This window comes from Nocardia heshunensis (assembly GCF_054782115.1).
In genome coordinates, this window is sequence record NZ_BAAGTC010000002.1 from 484,543 (window position 1) to 506,609 (window position 22,067).

The following is a 22,067-nucleotide window of genomic DNA, read 5'->3' on the forward strand; positions in this document are numbered from 1 at the left end:
CGCGATCCGAAGGAGTCGGTCGAAAGGGTCTTTGTGCTGCGTAGCGGAGAAAGGTTCGCCGGTTACGAGATCGAACGCGAACTCGGCCGCGGCGGAATGGGATCGGTGTATCTGGCCCGTCATCCCCGACTACCCCGACTGATCGCGCTCAAACTGCTCAGTCGTGACGCGTTCGGCGACATCGAGGTCCGGCGGCGCTTCGAGCGCGAGGCCGACCTGGTGGCGCAGCTCGAGCACCCGAATATCGTGCCGGTCTACGATCGCGGCATCGACGGCGACCAGCCGTGGATTGCCATGCGCTACATCGACGGCCCGGATGCCGCCAAGCTGGAGGCGGCGAATCTGCCGCCGCGCCAGGCCATCCGGATCATCGCCGAGACCGCGAAGGCGCTGGACTTCGCGCATCGCCGCGGCGTGCTGCACCGGGATGTGAAGCCCGCCAACATCCTGCTGGAGTACGCGGACGGCGAGGAGCGGGTCTTCCTGGCGGACTTCGGCATTGCCCGCCTGCGGGACGACGCCACCAAGCTCACCCAGACGGGTTCGTTCACCGCGACCCTGGCCTTCGCCTCCCCGGAACAGCTTTCGGGTCAGCCGCTGGACGCGCGCTCGGACCAGTATTCGCTGGCCTGCACCATGTTCCGCCTGCTCACCGGCGATGTGCCGTTCAATGCCGAGCATCCGGTGGGCATCATCCACGGTCACCTGAATCAGCCGGTGCCGCCGGTCAGCCAGGCCCGGCCCGGTCTGCCCCCGGCACTGGACGCGGTGCTGGCCCGCGGGCTGGCCAAGCATCCCGAGGGCCGGTTCGATTCGTGCACGGACTTCGCGAATGCCGCCCGGCAGGCACTGGAGAATCCGGCGGGCACGACCCGGGTGATCCCGCATTCGCCTTTCGCCGCACCGGCTTCCACCCCGGCGGCGCCCCTCGCCGCACCGCTCCCGGCGCCCCCGAACCAGCGGCCCGCGACGGCCGCCTACACCCGGCAGGCCCCCGCGGCGACCGCGACCCGGCAGGCCCCCACGCCGACGCAGAGCGCCCCGCGTCCGGTGGCCCGCCCGGTCCCGCCGCCGCCCCCGCGCAAGAAGAAGAAACGGCTGCGCGGCTGCCTGCTGACCGTGGCCGCCTTCATCGTGCTGTCGCTGATGGCGATCGGCGGCATCGTGGCCGTGCTCGACGAGCGGGGCAACTCGCACGCCCCGGCCACCACCGCCGCACCGCTGCCGCCCACCGACGATCCCGAGCCCACGGTGACCGAGACCACCGATCCGGCGGCCGGTCTGCCCGAGCATTCGGGCGCGGACGCCGCGGTGCTCAGCGAGCGTTTCCCGCAGATGCTGCCGTCCTCGGATCCCGCCTCGGACTCGAACTCCGGCACCGGTTATCAGGGCGCGGCCTGCACCGCCTACCAGCATTCGTCCCCGCCACCCGACACCGGCGCGGGCGATCCGGACCTCGGCAATTGGGCCATGGCCTGGGATTGCGCGGGCAGCGTGGGCCATCCGGCCTTCCGCTTCGTGATGTATCGCTCGCAGGCCGACGCCGACGAGGCGGTCAACGCGCTCTCGGCGACCCGCTCGGACATTCGGCTGCACGGCACCCGGTATACGAACTATCAGCTCACCGGCAGCACGCTGCTGCGGCCGCGGCTGGTGACCGAGTTCCACCAGGGGCAGGACAAGCAGGACAAACAGCCCAAGCATGCGTTCCTGATGTACAGCACGGCCCTGCTCACCACCGATGATCAACTACTGCAGTGGTGGAAGGCCGCCCCCATCAATTGAGGGCTGGCAGCGGCCGGAATTCGTGTGGAGTCTGTGAGGACGCACCAATCGGGGGTATCCCGGATGGCGCCCGTCATCGAACCTCGACACACTGGACATCATGACTTCGAACGTCTCGGATCCCGTCACTCTCGAACAGGGCGCGACCGCGGTCGCCGCCCGGGCGACAGACCTGATGAAGCTCTACGGGTCGGGCGATATGCAGGTCCGCGCGCTGGACGGGGTGACGGCCGAGTTCGCGAAGGGCGAGTTCACGGCGATCATGGGCCCCTCGGGCTCCGGCAAATCGACGCTCATGCACTGCCTGGCCGGACTGGATTCCGCCACCGCGGGCACCGTCCACATCGGTGAGACGGATCTCACCCGGCTCTCCGACAAGCAGATGACCGCACTGCGCCGCGACCGCATCGGCTTCGTCTTCCAGGCGTTCAATCTGGTGCCCACGCTGACCGCGCTGGAGAACATCACGCTGCCGCTGGACATCGCGGGCCGCAAGCCGGACGAGGAGTGGCTCTCCACCGTGACCAAGCGGCTGGGCCTCAACGACCGCCTCACCCATCGGCCCAGCGAACTGTCGGGCGGTCAGCAGCAGCGCGTGGCCTGTGCCCGCGCGCTGGCGGGCAAGCCGGACATCATCTTCGGTGACGAGCCGACCGGCAACCTGGACTCGCATTCCTCGGGCGAGGTGCTCAGCATCCTGCGCGCCGCGGTCAACGAGTTCGGTCAGACCGTGGTGATCGTGACCCACGATCCGCGCGCCGCCTCCTATGCCGACCGGGTCGTGTTCCTCGCCGACGGCAAGATCGTGGACGAATTGCGGGAGCCCACAGCGGAATCCGTGCTCGACAAGATGAAGTCGCTGGAGACGCTCTGATGGCTGCGAATCCCATGCGCAAGGTCGCCTTGCGCAATCTCGCCGCGCACAAGGTGCGGTTGTTCCTGACCGTGCTGTCGGTGGTGCTGGGCACCGCGTTCGTCGCGGGCACCTACATGTTCACCGATACCCTGCAGCGCGCGTTCGACGATATTTTCGCCGGGCAGGCGGCCGGGGTGGATGTGCGGGTGCAGCCCAAAGAGGGCCAGTCCCTGGACAATCCGTATCAGCAGTCGGTGGGCATTCCGTACTCGGACGTCGACAAGATCGCGGCGCTGCCCGGGGTTCGCGCGGCCGCTCCGGCGACCTACGGCCCGGTGGTGCTGCTGAAGCCGGACGGCAAGGCGGTTCAGGTCGGCGGCGCGCCCACGGTCGGCAACTCGTATCTGCCGCCGGACAAGGCGGTCGGCGTCCCGACCAAGTTCCTCGACGGCGTGGCGCCGAGCAAGCCCGGTGACATCGCGATCAACCAGGGCGGCGCGAATCGGGCCGGATTGCACGTGGGCGACAAGACCAAGGTGCTGATCCCGTCCAAGGGCAATATCGATGTCACGGTGACCGGCATCTTCGACTTGGCTTCGGACACCGGCGGTTTCATCAACCTGCTGTTCGATTCCGATCAGGCACGCGACCTGTTCACCGACGGCAAGCATGTCGCCTACGTGGATGTCGCCGCGCAGCCCGGGGTGACGGCGAACGCGCTGCGCGACGAGATTGCGAAGGCGTATCCGGATGACAAGGTGCAGAACGGCGATCAGGTCCGCGCGGATCTGAAGGCGCAGATCGCCGATCGGCTCAAGTTCCTCAACTACTTCCTGCTGGCCTTCGGCGCGATCGCGGTGCTGGTGGGCACGTTCATCATCTACAACACCTTCTCGATGCTCGTCACCCAGCGATTGCGAGAGCTCGCCCTGCTGCGTGCGGTCGGCGCGAGCAGTCGCCAGGTCGGCTGGTCCGTCGTATCCGAGGCGGCCCTGATCGGGTTGATAGGCAGTGCCATCGGCCTGATCTGCGGCATCGGTCTGGCATTCGGTATCTCCGCGGCGCTCAAGGCCTTCAACGTCGGCCTGCCCGCCGGGCACATGTCGGTGGAGCCGCGCACGGTCGTGATCGCGCTGGCGATCGGCGTGGTGGTGACCATGGTGAGCGCGTGGGCTCCCGCACGCCGCGCCGCGACCACGCCGCCGGTCGAGGCCATGCGGGAAGCCTCCGCGCCGAGCACGGGTGCCCGGCGGCTGGGCGCGCCCGCGCAGTGGCTGGTGACGACGCTGCGGAAGGCGAAGCTGGCCGGTGCCGCCGACGGCGCGCAGTCGGTGCTCAGCTCGCGTTGGCTGCGGCCCGGATTCGGTGTCGTACTCGGCATCGCCGGTGTCGTGCTGGCGGTGATCGGCGCGCAGGGCAGCGGCGGCGATGCCGCCCGCACGGTCGGATTCGGCGCGCTGGCACTGATTCTGGCGGTCCTGCTGGTCTCGCCCGCCCTCTCCAAGCCGGTGCTGACGGTGCTGGGCGTGCTGGTGCGGCCCTTCGGGACGACCGGAAAGATGGCGCGCAGCAATGCGATCCGCAATCCGAATCGCACGGCGGCCACGGCGTTCGCGCTCACCCTGGGCGTGCTGCTGGTCTCGGCCATCGCCATGCTCGGGGCGTCGGCCAAGGCCAGCATCGGCGATCTGGTCGACAAGGGCGTGAAGGCCGACTACATGCTGGCCGGTCCGCCCGGCGGCATCATCAGCGTCCCGCTGACCGCCACCGCCGCCGTCAAGAACGTGCCGCAGGTGCAGGACGTGGTGGCCTTCCACGGCATCGCGCTCAAGGTCGACGGCAAGCAGGTGATCGGCACCGTGCCCGAGGGGCCGATGAGCTCGGTGCTCAACTATCACGTGCAGCGCGGCACCGACACGCTCGGTGACGACGACGTCATGGTGTCGGAAACCTTTGCCTCCGACCACAACTGGAAGGTCGGCGACAGCGTCGACGTCGACACCATCGACTTCAAGAAGTACAAGGTCAATGTGGTCGGCGTGTACAAGGACACGACGCTGCTGGGTGCGCTGGTCGCGCCGATGAACCTGTACGAGAAGGCCGTGCCGCCGAACTTCCAGAGCAGCTTCCTGGTGGCATTGAAGGCGGAGCCCGGCGCGAATCTCGCTACCATGCGCACCAATCTGGAGAAGGCCGTCGACCCGTTCGCCATCGTGCAGGTGGAGGACCGCAACGACTTCAAGGGCGCGCAGGGCAAGCAGATCGACACCCTGCTCGCGGTGCTCTACGCACTGCTCGCCTTGGCCGTCATCATCGCCATCCTCGGCATCGTGAACACCCTCGCGCTGTCGGTGGTGGAGCGGCGCCGCGAGATCGGCATGCTGCGCGCGGTGGGCATGCAGCGTCCGCAGGTGCGGCGCAGCATCTATCTGGAGTCCATGCTGATCGCCATCTTCGGCGCGGTGGTCGGTGTGGTGCTGGGCATCGGGCTGGGCGTCGGCTTCCTGAAGACGCTCGCCGAGTTCGGGATCGCGACCATCGCGGTGCCGTGGATCCAGATCGTGCTGATGCTGATCGCCTCCGGCGTGGTCGGTGTGCTGGCCGCCCTGTGGCCCGCCATCCGGGCGGCGCGGACGCCACCGCTGGCGGCCATCGCGGATCTGTGAAGTGCGCCGGGTGAACGGTCGAGTTGTCACCGAACGTTCACCCGGGACGCCCGAATCGGACAGAATCGCTGCATATTGTCAGCCGCCATGTTTGCTGTGGCTGGGACGGGAATCGGGACACGCGTTGTCCTGGCGAATCTGACCCGTACCTATCCGGACGGAACCGGTTTGCTGCCCACCGATCTGGTGATCGAACCGGGTGAATTCCTGTCCGTGCTGGGTCCCTCCGGCTGCGGAAAATCCACGCTGCTGCGCCTGCTGGCCGGGCTGGATCGGCCGCAGCAGGGGCGGATCGGCTTCGGCGACGAGGTGGTCTGCGATGTCGAGCGGGGCGTGTTCGTGCCGCCGCGCCGGCGCGGGCTGGGCATGGTGTTCCAGGACCTGGCGCTGTGGCCGCACCTGACGGTGGCCGCGAATGTCGGCTTCCCGCTGCGGGTCACCGGCATCGACCGCGCCGAGACCGAACGCCGGGTGAGTGAGGCGCTGGCGCGGGTGGACCTGGCCGGGGCCGCGGCGAAGATGCCGCATCAGCTCTCCGGCGGCCAGCAGCAGCGCGTCGCCATCGCCCGCGCCCTGGTGGCACGGCCCAGCCTGCTGCTCATGGACGAGCCGCTCTCGGCGCTCGACGCGGCCCTGCGCGAGCAGCTGCGCACCGAAATCCGGGCGCTGACCACCGAACTCGGGGTGACGACGGTCTTCGTCACCCACGATCAGGCCGAGGCCATGAGCCTGTCCGACCGCATCGTGGTGATGCGGGCTGGCCGCATCCTGCAGCACGGCAGCCCGGAGGAGCTCTACCACCGGCCCGCCGATCTGTTCGTCGCCGAGTTCGTCGGCACCTTCAACCCGCTGCCCGACGGTGGCGGGGTGCGGGCCGAATTCGTGCGCGTCCTGGGTGATTCGCCCGCCGGGGCCGAGGAGCTGACCGTGTCGGGGACGGTCCGCTCGCTCGTGTTCACCGGCGGCGCCTATCACCTGCACTGCGAGATCGCCGGGGTCGACCGGCTCTGGACCGTGCCGGACCGGCGCGCCCACGCCATCGGCACCGAACTGCGACTCGCGTTGCGCGCGGACGACATCTTCACGCCCGCCGCCTGATCTTCTTCTTCGCCATGCCTTTCGAGAGGAAACCCCGAAATGACTCTGTCCCGCCGCGCTTTTGCCGCCGGTGCGCTCGCCTCCGCTCTGGTGCTCGCCGGTTGTGGGTCGGCCACCGACGACAGCTCGAAGGCCCAGGTGTCGAGCACCTGGACGGCCCCCGCGGGCATTTCCGGTGAGCTGACCCTGTACTCGGCCAACCCGCAGGAACTCACCGACGACCTGGTGGCCGCCTTCACCAAGGCGTCGGGGGTGAAGGTGCACGTCTTCGCGGGCGAGACCGGCAAGGTCACCGCGAAACTCGATGCGGAATGGGCGAATCCGCAGGCCGACATCGCCTACCTGGCCTCCTGGACGCCCGCCGCCAAGTACGCCGCCGACGGCCGCGCCCTGGCCTACCGCCCGGCCGAATCCGACAAGATCCGCGACGGCTGGGCGGGCAACAGCGACCTCTTCACCGGTCGCGACGGTTCCGCGCTGACCCTGGTGGTCAACACCAAGGCCATCTCGGTCAAGCCGCAGGACTGGGCCGACCTGACCGGGCCGGACTACAAGGGCAAGGTCGTCATGCCCGACCCCCGCGAATCCGGTACCGCGCGTGACCTGATCGCCGCCATGGCCGCGGTCTGGGGCAAGGACAAGACCTGGGAGCTGTTCGACAAGCTCTTCGCCAACGGCATGTCCGTGCACGGCGCCAACGGCCCGGCGCTCGACGATGTCACCGCGGGCTCGCATGCCGTGGTGCTGGGCGGCGTCGATTACTCCGCCTACGACGCCATCGCCAAGGGCGAACCGCTGCAGGTGATCTCGCCGTCCTCCGGCACCACCGTCACCCCGCGGCCGGTGTTCATTCTGAAGGACTCCAAGAACCCGGCCGCCGCGAAGGCGTTCCTGGACTTCATGTTCGCCCAGCAGGGCCAGCAGATCTCGGCCGCGCACAAGATGATTCCGGCCCGCCCGGACGTGGCCGTCGCCGCCGGGACCCGCAAGTTCGAGGACGTCAAGCAGCTCGCCTTCACCTGGGACCAGGTCAAGGCCAGCGGTTCCGACGTGCTCGCCGAATTCACCAAGCGCTACCTGGGCGCGGCGTGAGCCTGGAGCTCGACGCGCCTGATACGGCCCGCCGACCCCGCAAAGGCAGTGGGGCGTATGCCCTGCTGGCCCTGCTGCTGGTCGGCGTGGCCGCGCCGCTGGTGGCGGTGCTCATCCGGTCGGTGACGGGATACGACGGCAGCCCGTCGGCGCTAGGACAACTCACTCGGCCCGCGAATCTGCGCATCGTCGGCAATACGGTGTGGCTGGGTGTGCTGGTCGTGGTCATCGCCACCGTGATGGCCGCGCCGCTGGCGTTCCTCATGTCGTGGACGCCGCTGCGGCGGCACCGCTGGATCGATATCGCCGTCATGGTGCCGTTCCTGACGCCGCCCTACGTGGCCGCCATGGCGTGGCTGGACTTCACCCGCGTCAACGGGCTCGCCGAGCGCTGGCTGGGCCCGTTCGGCACGGGGCTGCGCCACGTGGTGGAGACCCCGTTCGGCATGGCCGCCATCATGGCGTGCGAGATCTTCACCTTCCTGTACCTGTTGCTGCGCAATCGGCTCGACACCATTCCCGCCAGCGCCGACGAGATGGCCGCGGTGGCCGGGGCCTCGGCCGGGCAGCGGCTGCGGTTGATCGTCGCCCCGCTGCTCACCCCCACCTACGCGCTCGGCGCGCTGATCGTCTTCATCCGGGCCGCAGGCGAATTCGGGACGCCGGTCACCCTCGGCAACCGGATCGGGTTCCCGGTGCTGGTATCGGAGATCTACGGGAACGTCACCATCGATCCGCTGAATTTCCCCCGTGCCGCGGCCTTTTCGAGCCTGCTGCTGGCCATGGGGATGACGGTGTGGGGTCTGCAGCAGTGGGTGAGCCGCCGCGAGGTCGGGTTCGGTGGCCGCGCCACCCGCCGGGCCACGGTGGTCGGTGGCTGGACCCGGCTGGCCGTGCTGTGGCCCGCGCTGGTGCTGCTGCTGTCGGTCGTGGTGCCGTACATCTCGATCATCTTGGGGGCCATGACGATTCTGCGGTCGAAGCCGCCGACGCCGGACAACCTCACCTTCGACTACTTCACGAAGGTGCTGCGTCCCGGTCGTGGGCTGGAGGCGCTGCAGAACAGTGTCGAACTGGCGCTGCTCGCGGCGACCGTGACCACCGTGCTGGCCGTGGCGTGCGCCCTGGTGATCGTTCGGCGTGGCCGGGATCCGGAGTCGCGCAACGGGTCCGGGCTGCGCCGGGCCGTCGACCTACTCGGCGTGGCTCCCGACACCGTGCCGACCATCGTGCTGGTGATCGGCTTCATCTTCCTCTGGAATGCGCCCTGGCTGCCGGTCACGCCGTACAACACGCGCGGCATGGTGGTGCTCGCCTACGTCGTCATCACGCTGCCGATGGCGCTGCAGCAGGTGAAGACCGCCTACGCCGCCATCGACGACACGCTGCTGGAAGCGGCGGCGGCCGCGGGTGCGAGCACCTGGCAGGTGTTGCGTCGCATCACGATTCCGCTGCTCATGCCCGGCCTCGTGGCGGGCTGGCTGCTGGCCTTCCTGCTGGGTGTGCGTGAAGTGGTGGCCTCCTCGATGATCCGGCCGTCGTCGCTGCCGCTGCTGTCGCCGTGGATCCTCGGGCAGTTCGATCAGGGGCATCGCGCCGAGGCCATGGCGATGACGGTGATCGGGGTGCTCAGCTCCACCGCGGTCCTGGTGGTGCTGGAGTGGTGGCGGCATCGCGTCACCGATCGGGTCGGGCGATGACGCCGGGCGGGGACGTCATCCGCCTGGCCCACCTCGCCGACATTCATTTGGGCGCGCGCCTGCGCGCGCTGCCGGAGTACCCCGGCTGCCCGGTCATCGACCCGGTGCAGGCGGCCTATGACGCCTTCGATGCACTGCGGCAACGGATTCTGGCCGAGCGCTACGACGGTGTGCTCATCGCCGGTGATCTGTTCGACCGGCACGAGACAGACCCGCGCACCCTCGCCACCGCTCAGCGGGCCCTGGACGACCTGCACGACGCGGGCATCCCCGTCGCGCTCGCCTGGGGCAATCACGACGCCGAATCCCCACTGCCGCCGCAGCTTCGGCCGCCACCGAGCTGCTGGATCGCGCCCGCCGACGCGGCCACCACTCATCACTGGCCCGAGCTCGGCATCGCCCTGCACGCCCGCTCCATCGCCGCCCGCGACGAACACCGCGACCTCGCCGCCGACTATCCCGCACCGCTGCCCGACGTCACGAATATCGGGATTCTGCACACCAGTCTCACCGGCGAGCGCAGCCGACGACCCTGCGCCCCCACCACTTCGGCCGTCCTCGACGCTCACGGCTACGACTACTGGGCGCTCGGCCACATCCATCAGCGCAGTTGGATCGGGACGGCCGCGTTCGCGGGCAGCCCGCATCCCGCCCGCAAGTCCGAGACCGGCCCGCGCGGTTACCTCGAACTGCGTATCGGTGACAGTCTCACCTCGCACGCCGTCGATACTTCGCCGATCGTGCGCGAATCCCTCACCGTCGCAACCGAAGACGAGATCGGGAAGCAGTTCGCCAACTATCCCGCCACCGGCGGCACGGTGATCTGGACCCTGCACGGCCCCGACCACCTGCTCGAACCCGCCCGCGCGGCTGCCCGCGACCACCCCGGATTCACCGTCGGAAAGCAGTGATCCAGCCTCCCTCTACAGTGGCGGGATGAGCGCAGACGCCCGCCTCCTGTTGATCGCCGCCGCGGAACAGCTCGTGGCACAACACGGGTTCTCCGCACTCTCGTTGCGGCAGGTGGGCGTGGTGGCCGGGCAGCGCAACAACTCGGCGGCCCAGTACCACTTCGGCACCAAGGACGGGCTGCTCGAGGCGATCATCACCACCCGTTCCGAGCGCGGTGAGCAGCGCCGCCGCGAGATGCTGGCCGAGCTGGATCCGGAGCAGGTCACCGTCGAGGAGATTCTCACCGCGCTGATCCAGCCCGCCGCCGAAACCCTCGCGACCGCAGGCTATCCCAGTTGGATCGCCCGCTTCACCGACCGCATGATCATCGACCTGAGTCTCGGGCTGATCGAGGCGCGGTGGGCAGCTCATTTCGTGGGTGCGTTGCAGGCCGGGCCGCTGTTGCAACAGGCCCTGCCCGACCACGATCCCGCGCTCATCCGGCAGCGGCTGTCGCTGTTCGTGGTGCTCGCCGCCCGCGCCTTCGCCCACCTGGAGACCCTGCACGATCGCGGCGAGGGGCAGGGGGTGGCGGGCATCCACCGCACCGCCGCCGACCTGATCGCCATGGGTACGGTCCTGCTGGACAGGCCCGACTGACCTAGCGGGGGAACACCCCGAGCAGTCCCGTGTCGGTGCCGAGGTACGCGGATCCGTCGGGTCCGATGGTCATGGCCGAATACGTGCTGTCGAACCCCGGCCCGGTGCCGGTCCTGGTCTTGAACACGGTCTTCCCGGTCGCCGCGTCGATGGCGGTGAAATACCAGGTGCCGAGCCCGACCGGATCGCCCTCGCGGGTGTAGGTGTAGAGCAGCCCGGTCGCGTAGGAGTGCTTGGACACCACCGACGGCACCGAGGCGTCATTGGTCCACGCCACCGAACATCCGCTCCCGTCGGGCGCGATATCGATGCGCGCGACCCCGGACCGGCTGTCCTTGCTACCCCCGTCGACCGCGAGCTGGGTGCCGTAGTTGTTCTCGACGATCAGCCCGTTGTCCACCGACACCAGCGAATTCTCGGTCGCACTCGCATATTTCACCGGTGCGCCGTCCGGCAGCCGGTCCGACGGCGCGTCGAACACGGGCTGCTTGCACACCTGCGCGCCCGTATCCCGGCGGTACACCATCACATTCATGGGATCGGCATTGTCCGTGATGGCCACATACCCGCTGCCGATCACCGCGGGAGTCGTGCCGGTGCCGGTGCTCTGCTGGCCCGGCTTGCGCACGCCGACATTCTCGTAGCCCTGTCGCCACGAAATCGACGGCGCGCCTGCGGCATCGGCCTGGAACCGGTACATGGCCTTGTCCGTGGCGAGGTACACGCCCTGGGTCTCGTCGGCCGCCAGCGAATTGCCGACCGCCTCGCCCTGCAGCGTCGTCGCCTGCACCGCACCGGAATTCGGGTCGATGGTGCCGACCACGGCATCCTGGCTACCCACCTGGGTGCCCGCGAGATTCCCCTTGCCCATGGTGGCGAACCAGATCCGTCCACTCCAGTCGGGCATCACGCCGACGATCTTGTCCGTGGGCGCGAGCACGCTGCTCAGGTCGTAGTCCCGCACCTTGCGGAACCCCGGCTGCGGCCCCGGCACCGCTTCGATCACCTCGACCGACCGGTTGGCTGTCGCCGCCACGATCCGATCCTGATTGTCGATGTACACGTACGACACGGCGGGCACCGGCCCGTTCGGCAGGTCGTACACCGCCTTCGTGGCGAGGGTGTGCGGATCCATCCACACCAGCCAAGCCCGCTGCGGCCCCGCGCATTCCGCGAACATGTTCCCCTTGCTGTCGAACATGGTCGTCATGCACGCCCCGATCGGCGACTCCGGCTTACCCATGTAAACCTGCCGCACATCGAGGTCCCCGCTCCGCGGCCCCGCGTGCGCGACCGAATTGCTCATGTACGAGTCGTCGTGCGCATTGCTCACCGCCCCCGACGACATATACGGATTGACCGGCACCGCATCGTTCTCCGCCCACGCCGGCGCCATCTGCCCCGCCACCGCCAGCGCGACGCCGAGCCCAACCACAACCTGAGTCTTCTGCCTGAACTTCACATCCTCAATTTAAGACGACGTGTCTTAATCCAGTGCTCAGCGCGGTCTAAGGAAGCTCTGAGGAAATTCGTTCAGAACTCGCCAGCAGGAAGGGCCAGGGTGACGGCGGTGTCCGGGAACTGGGGGGCGTCGGCCTTGGACTTGCTGCTCTTGACGATGATCGCGATCACGATGATGACGACGATCAGGACCGTGACGATGGCGGCGATCAGCCAGGCGGTGGTGTTCGAATTCTTTTGCGGGGGATTGTAAGTGGGTGGGGGTGAGGTGCGGGGCGGGTAGGTGGGGGGTGGGGTGTAGGAGGGGGTCGAGACCTGCTGGCTGGGGTAGTTCGGCGCGGAGGTCTGCGGGGTGGCGTAGGTGGGGACCGGGNTCGAGACCTGCTGGCTGGGGTAGTTCGGCGCGGAGGTCTGCGGGGTGGCGTAGGTGGGGACCGGGTTGGTGTAGGCCGGGCCGGGGCCTACCAGAGGGCGGGGCGTGGAGGGGGTGGGTGCGGGCGGGCGCGGGATCGGCTGCTGCTGGAGATTCGGCTGTTGCTGGATGACCGGCTGCGGGCGGATCGGGGTCGGGGGGCGCGGGGTGACCACCGGCTGGGGGTGGGCGGGCGTCGGCGGGCGCGGGGGAGCCACGGGCGCCGACAGGGCGCGTTCGGCGGCGGTGGCGAATTCGACGCAGGAGCGGAAGCGTTCGGCGGGGCGCTTGGCCAGTGCCCTGGTCAGGACCGCGTCGATGCTGGGCGGCAGGGCCTGGCGGCGGGGGCTGGCCGGGGGCGGGGGCTGCTGGAGGTGGCCGCGGATGACCGCGGCGGGGCTGGTGCCCTCGAACGGGACTACGCCGGTGAGCAATTGGAACAGCGTGCAGGCCAGCGAGTACTGATCGGAGCGGCCGTCGAGGGTGGCGCCGGTGAGCTGCTCGGGGGAGGCGTAGGCGAGGGTGGCGGTGACCGTGCCGGTCTGGGTGAGGTGGCCGGTGTCGTCACGCAGGCGGGCGATGCCGAAGTCGGTGAGGTAGACCCGTTCGGCCGCGCCGGTTTTGGAGGAGGAGCGGGCCAGCAGAATATTGGCGGGCTTCACATCCCGGTGCAGCACATTGAGCCCGTGTGCGTAGTCGAGCGCCTTGGCGGTCTCGGCGATGATCTGCACCGCCCGCTGCGGGGGCAGCGAACCCGGGCTGATCGAGGAGGCGTTCACGCCGTCGATGAACTGCATGGAGATCCACAGCTGCTCGCCCTCGTCACCGCGGTCGTAGACGGTGACGATATTCGGGTGGTCGAGCCGGGCGACGAGATCCGCCTCGCGGATGAAGCGGGCGCGAATCTCGTCGTCGGAGAACATCTCCTGATTGAGCAGCTTGAGCGCGGTCATCCGCGGCAGACGCGGATGCTTGGCCAGGTAAACCGAGCCCATGCCACCCCGGCCGAGCTCGCGTTCGATGACGTAACCGGCGAACACATCACCAGAGCGCAAAATCGTGCACCCGCTTCCCGAAACCAAATCTGCCACGAGACCAAATCCGCTGGCAGCCTATCAGCGTTGGCCGACGCTCAATTGTCGCTGACTTGGCGTTACCTTGCGCTGCGATACCGAACTACCCGGCGTTGCGATGCGCCCAAGCCTGCACGTCACCGCGATCCAGTGCCACCGCGAGCAGGTCCGGGAAGCGGTCGGGAGTGCACGCGAAGGCGGGCACGCCCAGGGCGGTCAGCGCGGCCGCGTTGTCGCGGTCGTAGGCCGGTGCCCCGTCGTCGGACAGCGCCAGCAGCACCACCACCTGCACGCCCGCCTCCTTCATGGACCGGATGCGCCGCAACATCTCCGCGCGCACCCCGCCCTCGTACAGATCCGAGATCAGCACGAACAGCGAGTCCGCCGGGCGGGTGATGAGCGACTGTGAATAGGCGATGGCACGATTGATGTCGGTGCCGCCGCCCAGCTGGGTGCCGAAGAGCACCTCCACCGGATCCGTCAGTTTCTCGGTGAGATCCACGACGGCGGTGTCGAATACCACCAGCGAGGTGCGCAGCGATCGCATGGACGCCAGCACCGCACCGAACACCGAGGCGTAAACCACGCTGGACGCCATCGACCCGGACTGGTCGATCGCCAGCACCACATCGCGTTTCACCGCCTGTGCCTTGCGCCCGTACCCGACCAGCCGCTCCGGCACCACCGTCCGATGCTCCGGCAGATAGTTCGCCAGGTTCTTGCGAATCGTGCGGTCCCAGTCGATGTCTCGCAGTTTCGGCCGCGACACCCGCGCCGCGCGGTTCAATGCCCCGCCCACCGCCGCCACCGTCTGCGCCGCGATCCGCCGCTCGATCTCCTTGACCACCTTCTCCACCACCATGCGCGCGGTGGCCTTGGTGGTCTCGGGCATCACCCGATTGAGGCTCAGCAGCGTGCCGACCAGATGCACGTCCGGCTCGACCGCCTCCAGCAGTTCGGGTTCGAGCAGCAGTTCGGTGAGGTTGAGCCGATCCACCGCATCGCGCTGCATCACCTCCACCACCGTCGATGGGAAATAATGCCGAATGTCGCCGAGCCACCGCGACACCTGCGGCGCGGACCCGCCGAGCCCACCGGAGCGCCGCCCGGATCCGCCCGGCCCGCCGGAGTCGTAGAGCGCGCCCAGCGCCCGATCCATGGCCTGATCGTCGGCATTGCCGAGTCCGCCCCCACCGAGCCCCTCCTCGCCCGCGCTGCCGAGTACCAGCCGCCAGCGCCGGGCCTGACTGTCCGCTACTTCACTCATACCGAAACCCCCAGAATCTCGAGCGCGGCGGTCAGTGCCACGGTGCCGCGGTTGCTGTCGTAATCGGTGCGACGGGTGCTCGCCGCCGTCGGCGCCCCGTGCCGCACCGCCTGCCCGATGGCCTGCCGTTCGCCGGATTCGAACGCGCCGAACGTCCGCCGCAGCAACGGCAGCGTCGCCACGAACTGTGCCTCGTCCAGCCCGCACAGCCAGTCGTCGATGAGCGCCAACAGGTTTCGGTCGTGCACCAGCAGCAGCCCGCGCCCGCCCAGGAACCCGTCGATCCAGGCCGCCTTGTCGGGAGCCGTGCGGCCCACCGACAAGGCCGCCGAGAGTCGCCGCCCCGATTCCTCGCCGTCGATGCGCTCGGCGTCGCAGAGCAGGCGCACGGCCCGCCCCACGATCCCGCCGTTCACATCGTCACGATCGGCGAGCGTGGCCAAGGTGGACAGCCAAGTCCCCGTGGCCCATTCGTTGTCGCGCGCGGACAACGCCAGATGCACCGCATCGAGTTGCGCCCGCAGGGCCGCCGCCGCGTCATTGTCCAAACCTGTGACCGCCCCGGGCAATCCGGCGCAACTGCGGATCAGCAGACTGTCGGCCACCCTGGTCAGCGCGGCGGAGTCGGTACCACGCACATCGCCGTAGCGCGCAATCCGCAGCAGCCCGGGTAGTGCCGACAACAGGTGCGTCACATCGTGATCCAGTGCCGCCACCGATTCCAGCCGCGCGATCAGCCCGTCGGTGGCCCCGCCGAGATCGGCCAGCAATGCCTCCTCGAGCGCGTTCGCCACCTTGCCGACCGTCGCCTCCGGATCTGCGGCGAGCTCGAGAATCTTCGCCTCGGCCGCCGAGCGCAAGGTCGTCCCCCAGCGCGACGCCTCGACGATCGAGATCGAAAGCTCCGGCCGCCACCGCAGCGTCCAGGTCTCCCGGAAGGTGCCGGTATTGCGCACCTGGCTGTCGGTCAGCCGCCCCCACCCGATCCCCAGCAGCCGAAGCCGGTGCAGCAGGCGCGATCTCGCCAGCCCGCCGTCGGTGCGCAGATCCAGGTCCAAGGTCTTCTCGAGCGCCTGCTGCTTGAGCCGCAGCGTCTTGATCTGCGCCCGCAGATCCGCCTCCAACGGCACCGTCGGCGTGCCGTCGGGCACCGTCCCCAGCGCCTCGCCCACCACCAGTTCGGTGCTGACCAACCGCAGCATGGTCTCGTCCCCGTCGCACAGCACCGCCCGGGTGGCCTCGGTGACCTCCGACAGCCCGGCCAGCGGCCGCCCCCGCAATGTCGCGAGAGTGTCTGCCAGCCGCACGGATTCGATGATGTGCGCACTGGAGACCGGCAGATCATGAGCCCGTAGCGTCCCCGCCACCTTGGTCAGCCAGCGCGCGATCGGCTGCTCGGTTTCGGTGAACAGATGGTGATACCAGCCGGGCGAGGTGACCCCGGCCCCGTACCCGGACGAGCTCGCCAACCGTGAATGCGTCCACGGCACCCAGGTCAGCGTCGCCTTGGCCTTGGGCATGCCCTTGAGCAGCCGGGCGTCGGCCGCCGCCGGACCCAGTTTGCCCTCCAGCGCCGGCGCATGCCACGCGCCGCACACCACGGCCAGCCGTTTCGCGCCGTCCTTCAAGGACTTCCGCATCACCTGCCGCATCTGCGCCTCGCGCCGCAACGTGTGCGCATCCACGGTGATCCGCGCCGACTCGACCGAGAACGGCTCCTCGCTCTCCGCTGTCCCGGACCCCTCCACCGGGACAACGGATTCGGACGTCTCGGCGTGCTCGCGCAGCGCACCCATGGCCTCGTTGACCGCCGCGAAAATATCGGCGTCCGAGGACGATTCGACAATCGCATCCCACCAGCGCTCGGCATCGTCGTATCCGGCCGCCGCGGCCAGGATGCCCAGTGGATCGGTCCGATCGCCCGGCTCGTCCTCGACGGCCAGCGCGACCGCCGCGGGCAGATCACAGAACCCCACGGACACACCGTTTTCCGTCGCGTACCGCATCGCCACCCACTCGGGGGAGAAGGCCGCGAACGGCCAGAACGCGGCCTTGGCGGGCACGTCGGGCTGGTAGGCGAGCAGGGCGACCGGCGGCTCCATCCCCTCGGCCGCCAGGTATCCGACCAGCGGATCGGCGTCGGCCGGACCCTCGATCAGAATGGCGTCGGGCCGGAACCGCTGCAGCGCCAGCCGCAGCGACCGTGCCGAACCGGGCCCGTGATGGCGGATCCCGAATACCCGGGTCTCGGCTGCCGCCGTGGTCTCGGCGGCTATCTCCGCCTCGGCAGTGACGGTCATTCGTGCACCTCGCGGCAGGCCCGGTAGAAGTCGGCCCATTCGGGCCGCTGGCGCACCACGGCCTCCAGGTACTCCGTCCACACCACCTGGTCGGCGACCGGATCCTTGACGATCGCGCCCAGCACCGCACCCGCGATATCGGTGGGCCGCAGCACCCCGTCACCGAAGTGCGCCGCCAGCGCGATGCCATTGGTGATGACCGAGATCGCCTCGGCGGTCGACAGCGTGCCCGACGGCGACTTGAGCTTGGTGCGACCGTCCTCGGTCATGCCCGAGCGCAGCTCCCGGAACACCCGCACCACCCGGCGGATCTCCTCGGCGGCGGCGGGCACCGTCGGCAATTCCAGTGCGACGCCGAGCTGTTCGACGCGCCGGGTCACGATGGAGACCTCTTCGTCCTCCCCGGCCGGCAGCGGCAGCACCACGGTGTTGAATCGGCGGCGCAGCGCGGAGGACAGCTCGTTGACGCCGCGGTCGCGGTCATTGGCGGTGGCGATCACGTTGAAGCCCTTGGCCGCCTGCACCTCCATGCCCAGTTCCGGCACCGGCAGCGTCTTCTCCGACAGCACCGTGATGAGCGCGTCCTGTACATCCGACGGGATGCGGGTGAGCTCCTCGAGCCGGGCGATGGACCCGGCCTTCATGGCGGTCATGATGGGGGAGGGCACCAGTGCCGCCTCGCTCGGACCCTCGGCCAGCAGCCGGGCGTAGTTCCAGCCGTAGCGGATGGCCTCCTCCGCGGTGCCGGACGTGCCCTGTACCAGCAGCGTGGAATGCCCGGCGATGGCGGCCGAAAGATGTTCCGACACCCAGGTTTTCGCGGTGCCGGGCACGCCGATCAGCAGCAGTGCGCGATCGGTGGCCAGGGTCGCGACCGCGACCTCCATCAGCCGTCGCGGCCCCACGTACTTGGGTGAGATGACGGTCCCGTCGCTCAGCGTGCCACCCAGCAGATAGGTGACCACCGCCCACGGCGACAGCTTCCAGGAGGGCGGACGCGGCCGATCGTCGGCGGCGGCCAGCACCTTCAGTTCGTCGGCGAAGGCCTGTTCGGCGTGCGGGCGCAGCAGGGCGTCCCGTTCCTGAGTCATGGTCACTGCAACTCCTCGAGCATCGTCTTGCGTTCAATGAGGTCATGCGAGAGCTGGTCGAAGGCCTGCTCCCAGTAGGCATCCGCGCATTGCCGGGCGATGGCGGCCACCGCCGGGGCCACCCCGACCGGGAAGTGGGTGGACGCCGCGCGGAACAGCGTCCGATACGAGCCGGGCACCAGGCTCGGCGCGCCGGGCCGCTCGGCGGACAGTTGCGCGCGTTCCAGCAGCAGCCGCAGCACATGCTCGGCCATCGGTCCGGGCCACGGATGCGGCATGGCGCGCAACAGGGATTCGATCTCGGCCAGCCAGCTGGAATCCAGGCCGCGCAGGTGCCGGATCTGCGCGTCCTCCGGTTGCAGCGCGAACAGCTCGCGCAGTTTCTCGGTGTCGGCGTCGCGGGCGTTGGTGCCGGACACGGCCCCGAACAGTGCCGCCGCCCACTCCGAATCGTGTTGTGCCAGTGCCGCATCCGTCCAGCCTGCGAACATCGGCCCGCGCACGTTCTGGGCCATGGACACCCGCACGGCCTCCTCGGGGGAACCGAGCACCCGCGTCCAATGCGACAGCGGCGTACCCGCCACCACCCGATGCAGCCATTCGGTTGCCAGATCCGGTGCGCCGTCGGCGCGATAGGCGGTGTACCCGAACGAATCTCCGACACCGTCGCGTCTGGCCGCGTCGTCGAGCACTCCCGGCCCGGTGGTCACCAGTTGCGGTCGGGTCAGATGCTGTCCGAAGTTCAGCCACGCCCCGGCCCGTTCCCGCATGCGCTGCGCGAAGGCCGAATCCGGGAGCCGTCCCAGTAGATCCGCCGCCAGCCGCCGCACCTCGGCCCGTCGATCGTCGAGCGCGGCCTCCAGCAGCGCCTCGTCCTCGATCGAGAGCCCGTCGGAGAGCACGGCCAGCAATTCGGCCTTGCCCGGCCCGGATTCCGTGCCCCAGGACCCGGCCAGCGCCGCCCGCGCGGCCGCCGGATCCCGATGCCGAAGCTGCGTGAGCCAGCTGCGCCGCTCCGCGGCCCGGCCGTGCGACCACACCTGCTCGTCCTCGGCGGCCGCGCGCACCAGCGACCGCCAGCCCGGATGCTGCGCGGCCAGCCACCGCCCCCGCGCCCCGGCCAGCCGCAGCAGTGGTTCCCGATGCGGGGCAAGCGCTTTCGCCCGATCCAGGAGGAAGCTGACCAGTCCGTCGGAAGCCCGGAAATCGCGCGGCCCCACCAGCAGGAACCACTCGTCGAGGAACGGCGAGTTGTCGCGCAGCAGGTCACCCAGGCGCGCGCCCGCGGCGGCGGGCAGCAACGGCCGCTCGTCATCGGTCGCGGTCGCGCCACTCTCCGTGGTCGCCGCGATCACCCCACCGCGTGCGAAACAGTCCTGTAGCGCAGCCGATTCCAGCAGTGCGGCGGCCGAATCCGCGCCCAGCCGCGCCGCCGCTGCCGCCACCGGAGCGGCCAGCCCCGCCGGATCGGCCTGCCGCCGTGCCGTCCCCACCAGCGCCGCCGACACCAACTCGGTGCTCGCCCCGTCCTCGATGCCGCCGCGCACCGGAATCGAATTCCCCGCCGCCACACCGACATCCACCATGTTCCCGGCCGCGAGGGCGGCGACCGGCACCAGCCCGTCCACCGTCCATTCGCCGATCACGGTGAGCGGATGTCCGCCCGACAGTCCGAGCAGCCGCCACGGTTCCCCCTCGGCGACCGACACCGGCAGGGCGTCCCCACCGGATTCCAGGATGTACCAGCCATTTTCGCTGCGCACGGGGACGACATCGGCCAGCAGCATTGGCCACGACCGCAGGAAGGGATCGGCGCCGAGCGCCGCGGCCTGCTGCTCCAGCGCTGAAGCGACGCTGCCCTGCGAGAGCAGCGGGATCGTGGTGAAGGGCTCCGGAATGTCCTCGTGGCGAGCACCCCACATGGCTCGCAAGGGTGCGGCGCCGGGATAGAAATGCACGCTGGCATCCACTTGGAACCCGGGTGCCGGAGTGTCGTTGGGGAACGCGGGGCTGCCGTAGTGGTGGTCCACCAGCAGCGCCCAGCGCCCGGAAGTCCTGCCGCGCAACCATACTCGGCGGGTGTACAGGTTGTCCTCGGCGGTGGTCCGCACCCCGAGTACCAGCCAGCGATCCCGCACGGCGGGCTCGGCGCGCACGCTCTCGGCGGGCGTCGGATACCCGATGTGCGTCCGCACGCTCGCCTGCAACCCGGGCGAGAGCGTGTCGAGCCGAGCGTGCGCGGTGGCGAGCAGGTGCAGTCGGGCGTATTCGCGGACCAGTAGCCGCGGCCATTCCGCATGCGTGGTGGCCAGCGGTAACTGACGCAGCGTCGACGCGACGCCCGGAGCCTGGGCATCGACCATGCGCGCGGCCACCGTCTCGAAGGCCCGCATCGACCGGTCGGCCTGCGCCAGCCCCGTCCGAATCTGGTCGGTCAGCCAGGTATCCAGGTCGGCCAGCCCCGCGCTCACCCGCGCCCGCCGCTGATCCGCGGTGGCCGTCGAGCCGCGTGTCGGTGTGGCGTCGGGCGCGGCCTTCTTCGCTGCCCGGGCCGAGCGCCCGCCCAGCCAATCCGCCGCGAAATCCGCGACCGGATCAGCCTCGGCGACCTCCCCGGCGCTCCACGACAGCAACAGCGACAGCGCGTGCTTGCACGGGAACTTGCGACTCGGGCAGGTGCATTTGTAGGCGGGCCCCGACAGATCCACGATGGTCTGATACGGCCTGCTCCCGCTGCCCTGACACAGCCCCCACAGCGCTGTGTCGTGGATCCCCGTGCCGCTCCACTTGCTGCGCAGCTTGCGCGCGGCGGTCAGCGACGCGGCGTCCGGCGCCAGCGAGCCGATGTGATCGGCGGTCCAAGCGATGGTCATTCTTCCCCCTTCCTCGGTTGAGCAAAGTTGTATCGGAAGGCACCGACAGATCCGGCCCGCACCCACAGCACCGAATCGTGATGTGAAAATCGTTCTGCCAGTTGTGGTTCGGGGGATAGCCGTGACATTGCCGCCCTACCCTGAATCGAGGTAACCCCGACGTTGCGCGATCGAAGGAGCCGGCCGTGAACAACCCGCTGAACGTCATTCTCAACGCCCTGAGCCTCGGCTCGTCCTTCGCTCAGAACATTCTCGGCCTCGGCAGCGACGTGCTCGGCCTGTTCCAGCTGTTCCTCTAACCGCCGGTAGGGTCGCGGCATGCCTCGCGTCGCGATCGAATACTGCACCCAATGCCGCTGGCTGCTGCGCGCGAGCTGGATGGCGCAGGAGTTGCTCTCCACCTTCGCCACGGATCTTTCCGAGGTGGCGCTGATCCCGGGGGAGGGCGGGATCTTCCGCATCAGCGTCGACGGCGACCAGATCTGGGAACGCAAGGCCGACGGCGGTTTTCCCGATATCGCGGTGCTCAAGCAGCGCGTGCGGGACCGCGTGGCCCCGGACAGGTCGCTGGGCCACGCGGACAAGAAGACGGACTAGCCGCAGCAGCCGCCACCGCAGCAACCGCCGCCGGACGGGGCGGGCGCGGCCACGGGGGCGGATCCGGCGCGGCCGACCGTCCCGAAGGTGGTCAGCAGCTTGACCGTGTCGTCGTGCCCGGCCGGGCAGGACGCGGGGGCCGACGACTCGGCCATCGGTCGGTTCATTTCGAAGGTATCCCCACACTCGCGGCAGCGATACGCGTAACTCGGCACGCCGACAGCCTAATCGACGTGTCGGGCCGA

General features: G+C 69.4%; 16 protein-coding genes. 9 read left to right on the top strand and 7 right to left on the bottom strand.

Going from position 1 to position 22,067, the window contains the following annotated elements; translation table 11 throughout:
- Positions 1 to 33: 33 nt before the first annotated feature.
- The 8 genes from ACYVN4_RS02340 (at position 34) to ACYVN4_RS02375 (ending at position 10,748) form a co-directional block, all read left to right on the top strand.
- Positions 34 to 1,785 carry a serine/threonine-protein kinase gene (locus ACYVN4_RS02340; RefSeq protein WP_460717545.1) on the top strand — a complete coding sequence of 584 codons (1,752 nt, stop codon included), beginning with the start codon at positions 34 to 36 and terminating at the stop codon, positions 1,783 to 1,785.
- A 100-nt stretch (positions 1,786 to 1,885) separates the two neighbouring features.
- Positions 1,886 to 2,659 carry an ABC transporter ATP-binding protein gene (locus ACYVN4_RS02345; protein WP_460717546.1) on the top strand — a complete coding sequence of 258 codons (774 nt, stop codon included), beginning with the start codon at positions 1,886 to 1,888 and terminating at the stop codon, positions 2,657 to 2,659.
- Positions 2,659 to 5,307: an ABC transporter permease gene (locus ACYVN4_RS02350; protein ID WP_460717547.1), complete on the top strand. Its 2,649-nt coding sequence runs from the start codon at positions 2,659 to 2,661 to the stop codon at positions 5,305 to 5,307. The genes ACYVN4_RS02345 and ACYVN4_RS02350 overlap by 1 nt, the downstream gene beginning before the upstream one ends.
- A gap of 87 nt (positions 5,308 to 5,394) precedes the next feature.
- Positions 5,395 to 6,405: an ABC transporter ATP-binding protein gene (locus tag ACYVN4_RS02355; protein WP_460717548.1), complete on the top strand. Its 1,011-nt coding sequence runs from the start codon at positions 5,395 to 5,397 to the stop codon at positions 6,403 to 6,405.
- A 39-nt stretch (positions 6,406 to 6,444) separates the two neighbouring features.
- On the top strand, positions 6,445 to 7,497 hold the full coding sequence (locus tag ACYVN4_RS02360; protein WP_460717549.1) for an extracellular solute-binding protein: 1,053 nt from the start codon (positions 6,445 to 6,447) through the stop codon (positions 7,495 to 7,497).
- Positions 7,494 to 9,197 carry an ABC transporter permease gene (locus ACYVN4_RS02365; protein ID WP_460717550.1) on the top strand — a complete coding sequence of 568 codons (1,704 nt, stop codon included), beginning with the start codon at positions 7,494 to 7,496 and terminating at the stop codon, positions 9,195 to 9,197. The genes ACYVN4_RS02360 and ACYVN4_RS02365 overlap by 4 nt, the downstream gene beginning before the upstream one ends.
- Positions 9,194 to 10,108: a metallophosphoesterase family protein gene (locus ACYVN4_RS02370; RefSeq protein ID WP_460717551.1), complete on the top strand. Its 915-nt coding sequence runs from the start codon at positions 9,194 to 9,196 to the stop codon at positions 10,106 to 10,108. The genes ACYVN4_RS02365 and ACYVN4_RS02370 overlap by 4 nt, the downstream gene beginning before the upstream one ends.
- Before the next feature lie 25 nt (positions 10,109 to 10,133).
- Positions 10,134 to 10,748, top strand: a complete 615-nt coding sequence (locus tag ACYVN4_RS02375) for a TetR/AcrR family transcriptional regulator (protein WP_460717552.1) — start codon at positions 10,134 to 10,136, stop codon at positions 10,746 to 10,748.
- Position 10,749: 1 nt separating this feature from the next.
- Here ACYVN4_RS02375 and ACYVN4_RS02380 read toward each other — a convergent pair whose 3' ends face one another.
- The 6 genes from ACYVN4_RS02380 to ACYVN4_RS02405 all read right to left on the bottom strand — a co-directional run bounded on the left by ACYVN4_RS02380 (position 10,750) and on the right by ACYVN4_RS02405 (position 21,225).
- A complete protein-coding gene (locus ACYVN4_RS02380; protein ID WP_460717553.1) occupies positions 10,750 to 12,210 on the bottom strand; it encodes a hypothetical protein in 1,461 nt (486 codons plus the stop codon).
- A gap of 71 nt (positions 12,211 to 12,281) precedes the next feature.
- Positions 12,282 to 13,616 (bottom strand): serine/threonine-protein kinase, encoded by a 1,335-nt coding sequence (locus tag ACYVN4_RS02385; RefSeq protein WP_460718334.1) that lies wholly within the window; start codon positions 13,614 to 13,616, stop codon positions 12,282 to 12,284.
- Positions 13,617 to 13,797: 181 nt separating this feature from the next.
- On the bottom strand, positions 13,798 to 14,961 hold the full coding sequence (locus ACYVN4_RS02390) for a VWA domain-containing protein (protein WP_460717554.1): 1,164 nt from the start codon (positions 14,959 to 14,961) through the stop codon (positions 13,798 to 13,800).
- Positions 14,958 to 17,261, bottom strand: coding sequence for a DUF5682 family protein (locus ACYVN4_RS02395; RefSeq protein WP_460717555.1), 2,304 nt, complete (start codon positions 17,259 to 17,261; stop codon positions 14,958 to 14,960). Before ACYVN4_RS02395 ends, ACYVN4_RS02390 begins: the two co-directional genes overlap by 4 nt.
- A complete protein-coding gene (locus ACYVN4_RS02400; RefSeq protein WP_460718335.1) occupies positions 17,258 to 18,352 on the bottom strand; it encodes an ATP-binding protein in 1,095 nt (364 codons plus the stop codon). The genes ACYVN4_RS02395 and ACYVN4_RS02400 overlap by 4 nt, the downstream gene beginning before the upstream one ends.
- 2 nt (positions 18,353 to 18,354) lie before the next feature.
- The gene (locus ACYVN4_RS02405; protein WP_460717556.1) at positions 18,355 to 21,225 is read right to left on the bottom strand and encodes a DUF5691 domain-containing protein; all 2,871 of its coding nucleotides are present in this window, start codon (positions 21,223 to 21,225) and stop codon (positions 18,355 to 18,357) included.
- Positions 21,226 to 21,543: 318 nt separating this feature from the next.
- Between ACYVN4_RS02405 and ACYVN4_RS02410 the strand changes: the two genes are divergently transcribed.
- Entirely contained in the window at positions 21,544 to 21,822 is a 279-nt protein-coding gene (locus tag ACYVN4_RS02410) for an Rdx family protein (protein ID WP_460717557.1), read from the top strand.
- Here ACYVN4_RS02410 and ACYVN4_RS02415 read toward each other — a convergent pair.
- On the bottom strand, positions 21,819 to 22,037 hold the full coding sequence (locus tag ACYVN4_RS02415; protein ID WP_460717558.1) for an FmdB family zinc ribbon protein: 219 nt from the start codon (positions 22,035 to 22,037) through the stop codon (positions 21,819 to 21,821). The genes ACYVN4_RS02410 and ACYVN4_RS02415 overlap by 4 nt on opposite strands.
- Positions 22,038 to 22,067: the final 30 nt, after the last annotated feature.